General features: G+C 46.3%; 11 protein-coding genes. 3 read left to right on the forward strand and 8 right to left on the reverse strand.

Features of this window, described 5'->3' with window-relative positions; translation table 11 throughout:
- Nucleotides 1-3 precede the first annotated feature (3 nt).
- Both OV592_RS05250 and OV592_RS05255 read left to right on the forward strand, forming a co-directional pair.
- Nucleotides 4-981, forward strand: a complete 978-nt coding sequence (locus OV592_RS05250) for an imelysin family protein (RefSeq protein WP_406610642.1) — start codon at nucleotides 4-6, stop codon at nucleotides 979-981.
- On the forward strand, nucleotides 971-2,077 hold the full coding sequence (locus OV592_RS05255) for a DUF1513 domain-containing protein (protein WP_406610643.1): 1,107 nt from the start codon (nucleotides 971-973) through the stop codon (nucleotides 2,075-2,077). The genes OV592_RS05250 and OV592_RS05255 overlap by 11 nt, the downstream gene beginning before the upstream one ends.
- A 73-nt stretch (nucleotides 2,078-2,150) precedes the next feature.
- Here OV592_RS05255 and OV592_RS05260 read toward each other — a convergent pair whose 3' ends face one another.
- The 7 genes from OV592_RS05260 to OV592_RS05290 all read right to left on the reverse strand — a co-directional run bounded on the left by OV592_RS05260 (nucleotide 2,151) and on the right by OV592_RS05290 (nucleotide 10,354).
- Nucleotides 2,151-4,196: a methyl-accepting chemotaxis protein gene (locus tag OV592_RS05260; protein WP_406610644.1), complete on the reverse strand. Its 2,046-nt coding sequence runs from the start codon at nucleotides 4,194-4,196 to the stop codon at nucleotides 2,151-2,153.
- Nucleotides 4,197-4,336: 140 nt separating this feature from the next.
- On the reverse strand, nucleotides 4,337-5,245 hold the full coding sequence (locus tag OV592_RS05265; protein ID WP_406610645.1) for a DMT family transporter: 909 nt from the start codon (nucleotides 5,243-5,245) through the stop codon (nucleotides 4,337-4,339).
- 107 nt (nucleotides 5,246-5,352) lie between these two features.
- Entirely contained in the window at nucleotides 5,353-5,988 is a 636-nt protein-coding gene (ribA, locus tag OV592_RS05270; protein WP_016403003.1) for a GTP cyclohydrolase II, read from the reverse strand.
- A gap of 110 nt (nucleotides 5,989-6,098) precedes the next feature.
- On the reverse strand, nucleotides 6,099-7,250 hold the full coding sequence (locus OV592_RS05275; protein ID WP_406610646.1) for a BamA/TamA family outer membrane protein: 1,152 nt from the start codon (nucleotides 7,248-7,250) through the stop codon (nucleotides 6,099-6,101).
- Nucleotides 7,243-8,544, reverse strand: coding sequence for a DUF4056 domain-containing protein (locus OV592_RS05280; RefSeq protein ID WP_406610647.1), 1,302 nt, complete (start codon nucleotides 8,542-8,544; stop codon nucleotides 7,243-7,245). The genes OV592_RS05275 and OV592_RS05280 overlap by 8 nt, the downstream gene beginning before the upstream one ends.
- Before the next feature lie 5 nt (nucleotides 8,545-8,549).
- Nucleotides 8,550-9,479, reverse strand: a complete 930-nt coding sequence (locus OV592_RS05285) for an alpha/beta fold hydrolase (protein ID WP_406610648.1) — start codon at nucleotides 9,477-9,479, stop codon at nucleotides 8,550-8,552.
- Nucleotides 9,479-10,354, reverse strand: coding sequence for a virulence protein (locus tag OV592_RS05290; RefSeq protein ID WP_406610649.1), 876 nt, complete (start codon nucleotides 10,352-10,354; stop codon nucleotides 9,479-9,481). Before OV592_RS05290 ends, OV592_RS05285 begins: the two co-directional genes overlap by 1 nt.
- A 295-nt stretch (nucleotides 10,355-10,649) precedes the next feature.
- On the opposite strand from OV592_RS05290, the gene OV592_RS05295 reads away from it, so the two are divergent.
- On the forward strand, nucleotides 10,650-11,549 hold the full coding sequence (locus OV592_RS05295) for a helix-turn-helix domain-containing protein (protein WP_406610650.1): 900 nt from the start codon (nucleotides 10,650-10,652) through the stop codon (nucleotides 11,547-11,549).
- 8 nt (nucleotides 11,550-11,557) lie between these two features.
- Here OV592_RS05295 and OV592_RS05300 read toward each other — a convergent pair whose 3' ends face one another.
- Nucleotides 11,558-12,340, reverse strand: coding sequence for a heme ABC transporter ATP-binding protein (locus tag OV592_RS05300; protein ID WP_406610651.1), 783 nt, complete (start codon nucleotides 12,338-12,340; stop codon nucleotides 11,558-11,560).
- Nucleotides 12,341-12,346 lie beyond the last annotated feature (6 nt).

Consider the following 12,346-nt stretch of genomic DNA (forward strand, 5'->3'; position numbering starts at 1 on the left):
AGTATGAAGAAGCAGTTTTTGCGTGGCCTAACCATGGGCTTGCTGGGAGTATTGGGCTTAAGTTGTGCTAATGCCAGCGCCACAACCTCTCAACAGCAATGGCTTGAACAAGAAAAGCAGTCAATTGCTAAGGTTAGCGCGCAGCTGCTTGAACAGGCGCGTAGTTATCAGCAACACATCGAGAGCTACTGTGCCCATCCTAGCCCAGAGGCTTTGTTAGCTAGCCAATTGCTATGGAAGCAAAACTATTTGGCCTATTTGCCGCTGCAATCTAGCGCCCTTGGTCCTTTGGTTGATCTTAAGCTCAACTGGGCGATTAGCTATTGGCCCGACAAAAAAGATACCACTGGGCGTAAGGTAAAGGCGGCTTTATCTAATGCGCCTATGCCACTAAGCGATACCCACAGTAACCTACGGGTTCAAGAGTATTTACTGTTTGAAGCTTTAAGTGACCAACAACGCTGTTCACTATTGCCGGGTGCGGTGAATCGTTATGTGAGTGCAACTGAGCAAGTGAGTAGTGGCCTACAAAGCGCTGAATTGGAAAAGCTGAAAGTAGAGCAGCTGCGTAGTGATGTGCTAAATAGCTACCGCTTACAAACTAGTACTATGCTGCGAAAGTTTCGCGCTATGTATTCAGCCAAGCACCAACGCTTGCGCCCATACCAAGGCGAGGCATGGCGAGCTAACATTAGCGCTGAGTTATTATCCGAGCAGTTAAGCCTGTTGCAAACGCGTTACCAGCAGGATTTAGCGCCGTTTTTAGCCAGCAATGACAGTAAGTTAGCAAAACAGGTGGGTGAGCAATTTAGTGCCTTAATACCACTTATGCCAGGCCAAGAGCCCAGTGATGAAAAAGTCGAACTTGCCGTTTGGCAGCAAGCCGAACCTCACTTAGCCAAGCTGGATAGCTTGTTTGCTAACCAAATTCCTCAAGCTTTATCGATTGAACTAGGCTTTAACAATAACGATGGCGACTAAGTTTAATCGCCGACAGGTGTTATTTCAGCTGCTAGGTTTTGGGGCTTCGGCTAGTTGCTTAAGCTTACCCGCCTTAGCAAAAGGCTTAGGCAATGAGCCGGACCTAAGCACACAAAGTTTACTGATTGCTTGTGCCAAGCAGGCAAATAAGCACTATGTCGCAGCCATGAATATACAAGGTGAACTGCGTTACCAGTTAGCCTTGCCTGCTCGGGGCCACTATGTAGCTTTAGCTAAACCTAAGCAGGCTCTAGCCGCTTGTGTAGCTCGCCGACCGGGCAAATACATTATGCTGTTTTCGCCAGAGTCTGGTGAGGTGATTCAGCAGCTTTCACCGCCACAAGGTATGCACTTTTTTGGGCATGCGGTTTTCTCGGAAGATGCTACACAGCTTTACGTGACCGCGGGGCTAAGTGCTAGCAGTGAAGGGCAGATGTTGGTGTATCACCAGCAAGATTCCGGGTGGAGTTTAAGTGCTCAGTGGTCATTGGGCGGATTAGGCCCACACCAGTTACTGTTATTGCCGCAGCAGCGTTTGGTGGTTGCGGTGGGGGGCATTCATACCCAAGGACGAGAAAAGCTTAATCTCGACAGTATGCAGCCAGCCCTATTGTATTTGGATAGCCGAAGCGGAAAACTGCTGCAACGCCGAGAACTCAACAACCCGCAGTTAAGTATTCGCCATCTAAGTTATTCTAAAGCTAGCGATACCGTGTGGTTAGCTTGCCAAGGACAAACCCCTGAGCAAGAAGTTACCTCGCTCATATACTCGCACAAAGGTAATGAGCAATGCCAAGCGCTGGATGCTGATGCCGATTATTGGGCTTTGTTTAATCAATATATTGGCAGCATAGTAAGCAGCAATGGCAAGCTTATCGCCAGTTCTCCACGCGGTGCTAAGTTGGCTGTATGGTCAGAACAAAGCCGAGACCTTGAGCAACTTATGCAAATTGACGATGTATGTGGCTTAGCAGCTAGCCAACATTCGTGGTTCGCCTCAACCGGGCAAGGCCAGCTTATTCAGCCAAGCAATAAACTGCAGCGCCAACAAACTGCTTGGCAGTGGGATAACCACTTAAGCGTTTTAGCGTTGTAGACTCCCTAAGATGTGAAAAAGCCAAGCCCATTACTATTTGCAGTAAGGCTTGGCTTTTTTAATTTAGCAGTAGCTAAGAGCTGTATTGCACTGTATCGGTGTGTGGGTCTAGGTAGCGCTGTTTTGTTCCATTGTTATTGAAGTTTGATTGCAGGCCATGCTCTTCAAAAATTTCGTCTAACGCTTTGTTTTGCTCTGTATTTGCTTGTTCAAAACGGATGTGCAACTGAAGTTTTCCAGATTCGTCTTTGGTTTCATCCATCACTTTACCGGCTATATCAAATTGCTTGTTGGTTCCTTTATATAAGTAAGCCAAATTGAGCACAATTGATTGCTTGTTGTTTAAATGCATGCTGCCAGGAATAACCAGTTTTACACCACCTTTACTAATGTCTTTGGTTAAGCCTTGGGTTTTTAAGTGCCCTTGGCTTAGTGAGAAATGTAAGCCAGTAGGTACGCGTGGATGACTGCGTTTCTCGTCTTCGTGTTTAGTTTCTGCTTTAAGCGACGCTTCGATAGAAAAGCGCTGTAGTAAGTCGGTGACATTGCTAGATACTCTCGCCAATTGCCCGGCAACCAGTGATGAGGTTTCCGACTTATTATGGCTTTCCTCAATGATTTCCTGTAGCTCGGCTTGGGTTTCTTTCAATATATCTAATTGCTGATTTTGGCGGTCTACTTGTTCGTCGATGCTTTGTTGCGCTTGCGCCACAGATTGAATTTTATCTGTTACCTGGAGAATGCCTTGTTCGGTTTGCTTCGAGGTTTCGCGGCTTAGCTCAACCTTTTCTGTTACCTCTCCCATGCTGTTAACGACTTGCTGTACCCCTTCGGTTAGCTGGGTAATTAACTTGGCAATTTCGTCGGTGGAACTTCCTGTTCTGGCTGCAAGGCTGCGTACTTCGTCGGCAACTACGGCAAATCCGCGGCCTTGTTCGCCGGCTCTGGCGGCCTCAATGGCGGCATTTAGTGCAAGTAGGTTAGTTTGCTCTGAAATGGCGCGAATGGCATCAACAATGCCATAAACTTGCTCAGCAGTGTTGCTTAGATCTTGAATAAAGCTGCTGGCTTTAACTGTTTCTTCCGAGGTGGTGGTCATCATGGTGATGTTTTCGCCCACTAAGGCAGAGGCGTTAGTGGATAGCTCGTTACATTGGGTCACCATGGTTAAGGTTTCGGCGGCAATCTCGCTTAAACGAGCGGTGGATTCTTCAAGAGTTTGAGAGTTTTCATACATATTGCTAAAGCGTTGTTGCTCGTTGCGGTTAGCTTGGCTAATTTGACTGGATAACTCCGACACCTGGTTTGACGACAAGTTAATGCTGCTAGAAGCCTGTTGAATTTCGTTTAATGCTTCTTGCAGCGACTCACGCATTAACTCGATGTGGTGCGCCAACATGCCTAATTCATTTTTGCTGATAATTTGGGTGAGTTCAGCAGATGACTTTAAATCACCACGGCTAATTTTTCGGCTAATTCCTACCAATAGATTAATTGGCTGAGTAGTGTCTCTAATGACAATCCAAGCTACTAGCGAGGCCAAAATCACCATTATAACGGCGAGTCCGATACTGTTATTAACGAGGTTGTTTAGTTTAAGTTCGGCGTAATCGGCGTATATGAGTACCGCTTTGTTCATGGCCGCCATACTCTTGTGGTTTATTTCTAAAAAAGCGTTGGCATTTGCGCCCGTAGGGTCGTTTTCCAGTTTATGTGCTGCAGTTAACTGTTGTTTCCATAAACGTTCAACAAGTTGAAGTTGGTCGATAAAGGGTTGGTAACTGGGAGCGGGTAAGTTAATAGGCTGTTTGAGGCCTAAATCAGCGTAGGTCTGGCCGCCCCTCATTAACGCACTGAGTGAGTCTTCATATAGCTTTACCGTGTTGTCGGCACTAAGAATGCCTGGAAACTCTTGTTCTTTTAAGTAGCTTCTATGCAGCTCTTCAGCAGAATATTTCTTAGTAAGCATGCGTTGGCGACCGGCAATATTAACTATTTGTGCGTCGTCATGGTTTTGTTGCAGAGAGCTTGTTACAAGGATTACTTCACCCATCATTGCAGCTGCCAGCAGCAAAGGAAGAACAAAGAGTTTTTTACGAATCGATATAGATTTGAGCATGAAAGCTATCCTTGCAAATTAATAACTTAATCAGTATAGAACAACTTGTAAGTGATATTTAATAATACTATTGGTGTATTCTGCTAATGCTCACATTTGTATGTTACTAAAGTGCAGGGATGCTCAAAAATGTTGTCCATTCATTCAACTTTAGCGAGTTTTAAGCGCCACTTTTGCCATGGGCTGGCTTTGGTAAATACCAGTAAGTTGCCAAGTAACACTATTGCAACGCCGCTTAAGCTTACTAATGTCCATTGGTAGCCTTCAAAAACGGTTGATAAACCTAGCGCCACTACTGGGAAAAGCACAGTGGCATAGGCGGCTTTTTGCGGGCCTAATTTCCCCACTAATACCAAATAAAAGCTAAAGCCTAACACCGAGCCAATTATCGCCAGATATATCAAACTACCTAAGTACAGCGGCTCGGTGCTAAAACCAAACTCTTGGCCGCTTAACAAGCCCCAAACTAATAGCAGCGCTGCGCCATAAGCCATGCCATAAGCGTTGACGGAGAGTACCGATAAACCTTGTTTTTGTTGTTTGGCCGAGAGCATGTTACCTAGCGAGAAGCAGTAGGTTCCTGCTAGCGCCATTACTAAACCAAGCAATTGTTGGCTGGCGGTTTCGCTATGGCTGATATCAGGGTAAAACAACAGGATAATGCCGCTTATACCCAATATGCCTCCGCAGATTAAACGCAACCTGGGTTTTTGCCCATGAAACAGCCAGCTATTGCCCATGTTCATAATGGTCGCGATGGAAAATACTATTGATATTAAGCCACTTGGGATGTACTGGGCAGCATGGTAAAACAGCATAAAATTACAGCTAAACAAACACAAACCTAGCAATAAGCAGCTGCCGTGTTGTTTTAAGCTAAGCCTTTGCAGGCGTTTGGTAATAAGCAGAAACAGCACCAATACCAAGGAGGCAAGGGCAAAGCGGTACATGATAGAGTTGGCAATCGGCACGTCGCCAATTTGATAGGCAATGGCTAACCAAGTGGTGCCCCATATAAATACGGTTGCGAAATAAATAAAGCCTATCATTACAGCCTCCTGCTGGTGTCACTAAAAGCGTAGTGTCTCAGGTGGTCGTTAGGAAGTATTTCAGATTATTGCGCAGCGCTAGTCGTTTTTATAGATTATTGCGCTTTTTAAGACGGTTGCATGTCTTTGGTAAGTTTTAAACGGTGTTTGCCACGGCTGGCTTTGGTTTCTAAGTAGTAGTGGTTATCTACTTTTCGATATACACCAGTGCTTTGCAGCTCTTTTACTGCAATACCATTTTGCTCTAAAGCGGCTTGTTTTTTGGGGTTATTGCTCAGTAGCTTTAATTCCGACACACCCATAGCTTTAAGCATTTGTGCCGCTTCACTAAAGTCGCGTAAATCGTCATCAAAGCCCAATTGATTGTTCGCCGAATAAGTATCTACGCCTTTAATCTGTAATTCGTAAGCATCTAGCTTGTTGTACAAACCAATGCCGCGGCCTTCTTGGCGCATATATAAAATAATGCCCCCTTGCTCAGCCATTTTTTCGATAGCTTCGTTTAGCTGTTCGCCACAATCACAGCGAGATGAGCCAAATACGTCGCCGGTTAGGCATTCTGAATGGATCCGCACCAATGGAGTAGTTTGTTGGCTATCGGCATTTTTAAATACCAAAGCAACGTGTTCTTTGTCGCTGTTTAGGTCGGTAAATGAGAGCATTTCAGCAGGAATATCGCTACGTCGGCCCACCTGAAAGGGGACGCGAGTGCGAATACTACTTAGTTTTTCTGCTGATTTCATTTAAGCGCTCCATTACTACAGCTTATGGCGAGGGCGAAGTGTATAAATTCATTATACCAAATGCAAAGCAATTCCTAATCGTAAATCGTTTGTGGTTATGCCTTTATGGTTTAAAAAGCCTCATCTACATTAAAGTAGAAGCCGCTTTCACCATCACCAAAGCCCATGTCTAAGCGCAAGTTCACTCGGCTTTTTACTTCAAAGCGGTAGCCAAAGCCGGCGTTGGGCAGTATTTCTTGGCTGCTAAATTCATCCAATGTGGGGGCTACAGCGCCGGCACCTAGCCAAAACACTAAGCCGTGCCGTCTGGGTAAATCCCAGCGATACTCTATTTGGCTCATCATCATTTGTTTGTCACGATATCGGCCTGTGGTATAGCCACGTAGGGCCGAGCCACCACCAACGGTAGAAAGCATGTGCCAAGGTACATCACCATAGCTAAAGCGGCTTTTATATTGCCAAGCAAGAATACTGTCTCGCGGGCCTAAGCGGTAATACTCGCTGTAGTTAAAGCTAAGAGTTTGAAAGCTATCGTTGCTACCAATATGCGGGTGATACCAGCCAGCATCTAGTTGCAATAATCTTCCTTCATAGGGGTTACGTACCACGTCTCGGGTGTCGTAGTTCGCTTGGAGGGTAAGGCCCACGGCACTAGAGCTGGATTCAAGAATGCTGCTATCTACTTCACTTTGAGATGGGTCGATCTCGCTGGCTTTCGCGTAGCTAAAGTCAAAGCCTGCGCCGATAAAGGCTGAGTCAGCCACACGACCAAGTAACATAGGGCGTAATGAAAATTCCCGATGATTAAAATCAACCCGGTTATTGTCTTGATGGTTTTGCTGATATCCTACCCCGTAGAAAACATCTGGAGCGTCGGCGATATCTGCATCAATATAAAGGCGCCACTGGTCTTCTTTGAAAAAGCTGCGGTTGTCGATGGTCATGCCTATTGAGCCATTAATCGAAGCAAAGCCGTTAATCACCAAAGAAGAGGTTTGGCTAACTTGGTCGCTTTCATCAATTTGGTACAAACCAATGGCGGAAATGCCCACCCCTAATGACAGCTCTGGATTATAAAATGGACCGGGCAGTACGCTAAAGTCGATGGCTTTACTGCTATCGTAACCGCCGTCGGCACCAAGCTTTTCTAGAATGTTATCGATAAAGCTGCCATCGGCTTGGCTTTGCTGCTGTTCGGCTAAATCTGCTGAAGCCAAGGCACCACCACTTACAGCGGCAATAAAATAAACCAGTTTAATCATTTAATTGGGCACCGATATGGGCTTGCAGCTCTAACTCATCTTGCAGCTGGTTATAAGCAGATATCGCCAAAAACTTGCGGTTGCTAAAACCGTTTTGCCAAAGGTGGTTAGGTATATGGCTAAAGCTTGCTCGGTACTTGGGGGCTACTTCTAGCCACTGTTGGGCAACGCCGCCCATATCGATGCCATGAACAATCGCGGGCAGCGAAAGTGGCATAGGGCTAGCTGTTTTGGTAAACAGCGGTTCAAGCAATGGCCAGTTAGCATCTTGCTGAGCAAGCTGCTCGGGCACTAAGTACGGATGCTGTTCTTTGCCTAAGCGATAATGGCGTTTTAGCAGCATAAATTTACTGGGCAGTGCTTGATTTGAATCCCACCAGTGGCCGTCTATGGCATCAAACATGGCATTAGTCTGCTGCTTTGATACTGGCTCCAATTGCGCAATAGACGCGCTTAACCATTGGGTCATGTGCTGGTTATAGAGCTCTCTGGTCATGCTTAAGTTATTTACCACCAAAGCTAAGCCAATTTTTGCACCTAGCATGTTTGAGTAAAGATCTTCTGGCGAATAGGCCGATACTTCTTCAGACCATGGGCGCCAGCTACGGTAACCATGCCATTGGGCAATTTCGTGTGCTTCGGCCATTGAGTAAGCCATTCTCGCTGCTAATTGCGCGGCTAACTCCCAGCGTTGCTGGTGGCTTAAATGCTCAACCTTAAAGGCTTTAATGCGAATTTCTCTGGGGCCGATTTCCGCGGGTAGTTCAATGGTAAATGCTTGGCCTAACTGTGGGGAAATGCGCTGAAACAAGGCTACTGTGTTGTCGGCAGTATCACGAACATGGGCTAAGTCGATAAAGCCGCCACGTAAGGTATAAAGTTGACCATTGTTTTCGCCGCTGCGGCGACCTTTAGGCTCGCCACGTTGAAAGCTCCAGGTGCCCGCTTCATAGGCGTGTGGGCCAATTTCATCCAGCGATAAGGTATTGGCATAACGGAAAAAAGGTACCTGTACGCTGCCTACTTTAACCTTGTGGGCGTTGCCAAAAGCACAGCAAGGTCTTACGTCTTCTGGCATTCTGGCTAAGCTAAATTGTTGCGGAGTTTGTTGGCTAAGTAGCTGTAAATTAGGTTGCTCGCTTAGCGCACTTTGCACCGCTTCGGTTGTTGGTTGGTTGCGAGTTTGCCAATTATTGCTTGAACAGCCAGTTAATAGGGCGAATAAAGCTAACAAAGCCAGCGGGTTAATTAAGCGGCGTTTGTTAGTTGTATTGGCTGTGCAAAGTCTGTTCATGGTTCTCATTCAATAAAAAGCGTTATAGCTTGGCTAACAGTGCTGGGATGTTCATTGCTAATGTTATGCGGGGCGTTTGGTATCACCATCATGGGGGCATCTAAATAGCGCGCCAATTGTTTGCCTTGCTGTAAGGGAAATACTCGATCGTTCTCTCCCCAAATAACCAGGGTAGGTGGCATCTTTTGTGGTTCTACTTGCGGGGCAAGTTGGTCTCGATATTCGGGCAAGGTTTCTATTAATTGGCGTTTCTGAGCCTGCCAAAGAGCAAAGTAGCGTTGATAGATTTGCTCATCTATTGCATGGGGCAGCGGTGGAAAATGACTAAATACGCCTTTTAGTAAATGGCGCATTTGCTGGCGATTTTCAGGTACAAAAATATCGGCTGGCTGTTCTCGTTCAAAACGCTGACTAAGTTCAAGCAGCTCTTGGTTACTGATAAAGGTGCCTGGGCTAGAGAGTATTACCGCTTTTTTAATGCCTGTTTGCTGGGCCATCATGTCGTAGGCGACTAAACCCCCATAGGAGATGCCTACCAAATTAAATTGCTCTACGCGCAATTGCGCCAAGAGTTGATTAACCGCTTCACGTTGGGTGCTAATATTGGCATCGCCTTGACTATAAGAGTCACCAAACCACGCTAAATCCGGGGCTATTACTCGGTAGTGCCGGCTAAGTTCTAGCATCATTGGCAACCAGGTTGTGGTGGCTGTACCGCCAAAGCCATGCAGCAATACTAATGGCTCACCGTGGCCGCCCACCCAGTAACGCAGTTGACCACCTTCGGCCAAACTGAGTTCACTTTCGGTAAACTGCGCTTTTTGCAGTTGCTTGGCATCTAATTGCTCTTTAACCGCTAGGGCAGAACAGCCGCTTAGGCTTAACAGTAAAGCCAAGCCGAGCAACCAGCGGGGAAACACATTCTTTATGCGCATTAGAAGCGGTAGCCTAGACCAAGCATAAAGCTACTGCGTTTGCCAAAGCCTACTTCCAGCAAAGCATCTACATGCTCGGTAAGCGACATTTGTCCGCCCACTAAGGCATTCCACTTTTCTTCTAGGTGTTGTGTAACCACAAACTTACCGCCACTAGGCAGCGGTGGTGGAAGATTAATACCAATGTCGTTTAGGTTGCCGCTAAAGGTTTGCTCAACGTTTTGATACATCGCGCCGCCCCAAACCTGAATATCACGCCCGCCCATTTCCCAGCGGTAACCTGCGCGTGGGGTGACCACAATGGTGCTGATTTCCCCGTCTAAAATATCGAGATCGGTATTGGTGTAGTTAACATCAAGCAAAGCAAACCAGTTCCCCACGCCGCCCACTATTGTTGTGCCTGCACCGTAGGTTATACCGCTAAAGTTTAAGCTAAAATCGAAGGGGTCTCCGATAGGCATGCCGGCGAGATCTACTTGAACATTGGCAACACTGCTGCCTTTGGTTTGCCCCAGTACCCCATATACATTCATGAAGGGTAAAACCCAAACATCTCCGCGCAGAGTAAGGGTTTCTGAGTCTTGAATAGCGTGGCTACCACTAACACCGACCAGATTGTCGATGGCGCTACCAAGGCCAGAAAAGGCCACGCTATCCACAATTAGCGGCTGCGACATGCTCATGTAGTTAATGCTAAAGCCATATGGCTTTGGCAGTTTGTGGCCCAAATCGATGGCCTCTTGCGCCCAAATGGGGAAAAAAGCCTGGTATTGCTCACTGTCATCAGTGGGCTGTGGAGAGTTTTCTGCAAAGCTAAATAGGGGAGCCAATAGCGTTAAAGCGCTAAATCCCGGCAGAAAATTAGGTAGTTTCATGTACGAACTTGTCTCAATTTTGCGTGTAAATAATTAAGCAACGATCGCCAATACCACCCCGCTTGCAAAGGCAGAGTGTCTACGTCCGTGTGGTTTGGAGGGCAGCGCTTAGAAGAGTTTTTAAGAATGCGCTACATAGCCTGATATGCGTTCAGGTTCAGTGCTTATAGTAATCGGGGCAATTTTATTTGAGTATCTGCTCTAAGGCAAGCAATTACTGTTGTTAGTGGGCTTGCTTAAGTGGGAATGTTGGTGATACTTTCTAAGCTAATGCGCTACACCAAAAGGAGGTGGTATGAGCAGCAATTTAACCGATCATCGCCTTATTCAAGGTAGCCATGTATTTGAACGGCTTTATCAAGCACGGGCAGTGTTACATAATAGTGTTAGCCTTGGCGAGCAGTTAGGCTTTGCCCGTTGGTCTAATCAAAATGACCGCACTTCTTATCATCGCCCAGAGCATCACACCTTAAGTGTTTACCTTTCTGGTGGTTATCAAACTAAGCGGCTGATTGGCTCAGATCTGGTAAGTGGCGGTGCTCCGGGAAAACTTTGTTTAATGCCTGCTGGTCATGAATCTCGTTGGCAAGTGGATGGCGATTTGGCCTTTGTGCATTTATATTTTAGCGATAAAGATCTAAGCCAAAGCATTGAGCACATTTGGGATAAAAGCAGTACTGGTTTTGACGTGCAAGATCTTACTTTTGCAGACGATCTCGCCGTAAGCAGCCTTATTCAGCAGTGGTTACTTAAGCTTAATTGGCAAGACGATGCCGACCGTTTAGCCTTAGACCAACTTAGCCAACTGCTGCTTGGCCATATAAGCAAACACTATTTAACTAAACAGTTAACTGAACCAACCTTAAGTGGTGGGCTTGCGCCGTTTCAGCTTGCCCGTTGCCAAGAGTTCATAGAGGCACATTTAGCCGACAAACTTAGCTTGAATCAATTAGCCCAGTTGGTGGATTTAAGTGACTATCACTTTGCCCGTATGTTTAAACAAAGCAGCGGGTTAAGCCCTCATCAATACCTAAGCCAGCGCCGTATCGAGCGGGCTAAAAGCTTATTGCTTACAGGCGAATTAAGTTTGGCAGAAGTGGCTTATCAAACCGGGTTTTCCTCCCAAGCCCATTTTAGTGCTCGCTTTAAGCAGCTAACTGGTAACAGCCCAGCTAGCTTTCGAAATAAAAGTTAGCAGGGCTGCTAAATAACCACCGGAAAGTCTTGTTCTGGGTGGCGCATTATCTCGGCTTGGTAATCAAATACATGCTTAATGTTGGCTTGATTAAGTACTTCTTTTGGCTTTCCGTCACTGCAAATTTCACCGTCTTTTAATAGCAAAATACGCTGGCAGTAACGAGAGGCAAGGTTTAAGTCGTGCACTACGCTAATGACTGTAGCACCTTGCTGGCTGAGCTTTTCTGCGTGTTCCATTAGCACTTGCTGGTGGCTTAAGTCTAAAGCGCTGGTGGGTTCATCGAGCAATAAAATTTGCTGTTCGATGGGCGTGGTGGCTAGCTGCGCAGTCACTCGTGCGTAATGCACGCGTTGTTTTTCGCCGCCAGAAAGCTGCGGGTAGGGGGTATCTTTGTAATGCCAAATATCCATCAACTCAAGCTGTTGCTTAATAATTACCTGTTGATCTTGATAACTTAAGCGGCTGTTAATTAAGCCCAAACCAACCACTTCGCTCACGCTAAAGGCAAAGCTTAATTCCGAGCTTTGTGGCAACACGGCTAAATGGCGACTTAACTGAGGCTTATCCCATTCGCTGCGCGGCTTAGCTAAAATCTGGATGTCACCGGCTTGTTGTTGGCGATCTCCACAAATAAGCTTTAGGAGTGAGCTCTTACCAGCACCGTTCGCACCCAATAATGCAGTGTGTTGGCCAACGGCAAAGCTTAATGAAAGTTGTTTAAAAAGCTGCTTATTGCCTAGCGAAAAATCTAAGCCTTGCAGTTGAATACTGTTTGATAAAGACAACATAGAAAC

Origin of the sequence: Agarivorans sp. JK6, from assembly GCF_045277145.1 — a bacterium.
In the GTDB taxonomy this organism is placed as follows: Bacteria; Pseudomonadota; Gammaproteobacteria; order Enterobacterales; family Celerinatantimonadaceae; genus Agarivorans; species Agarivorans albus.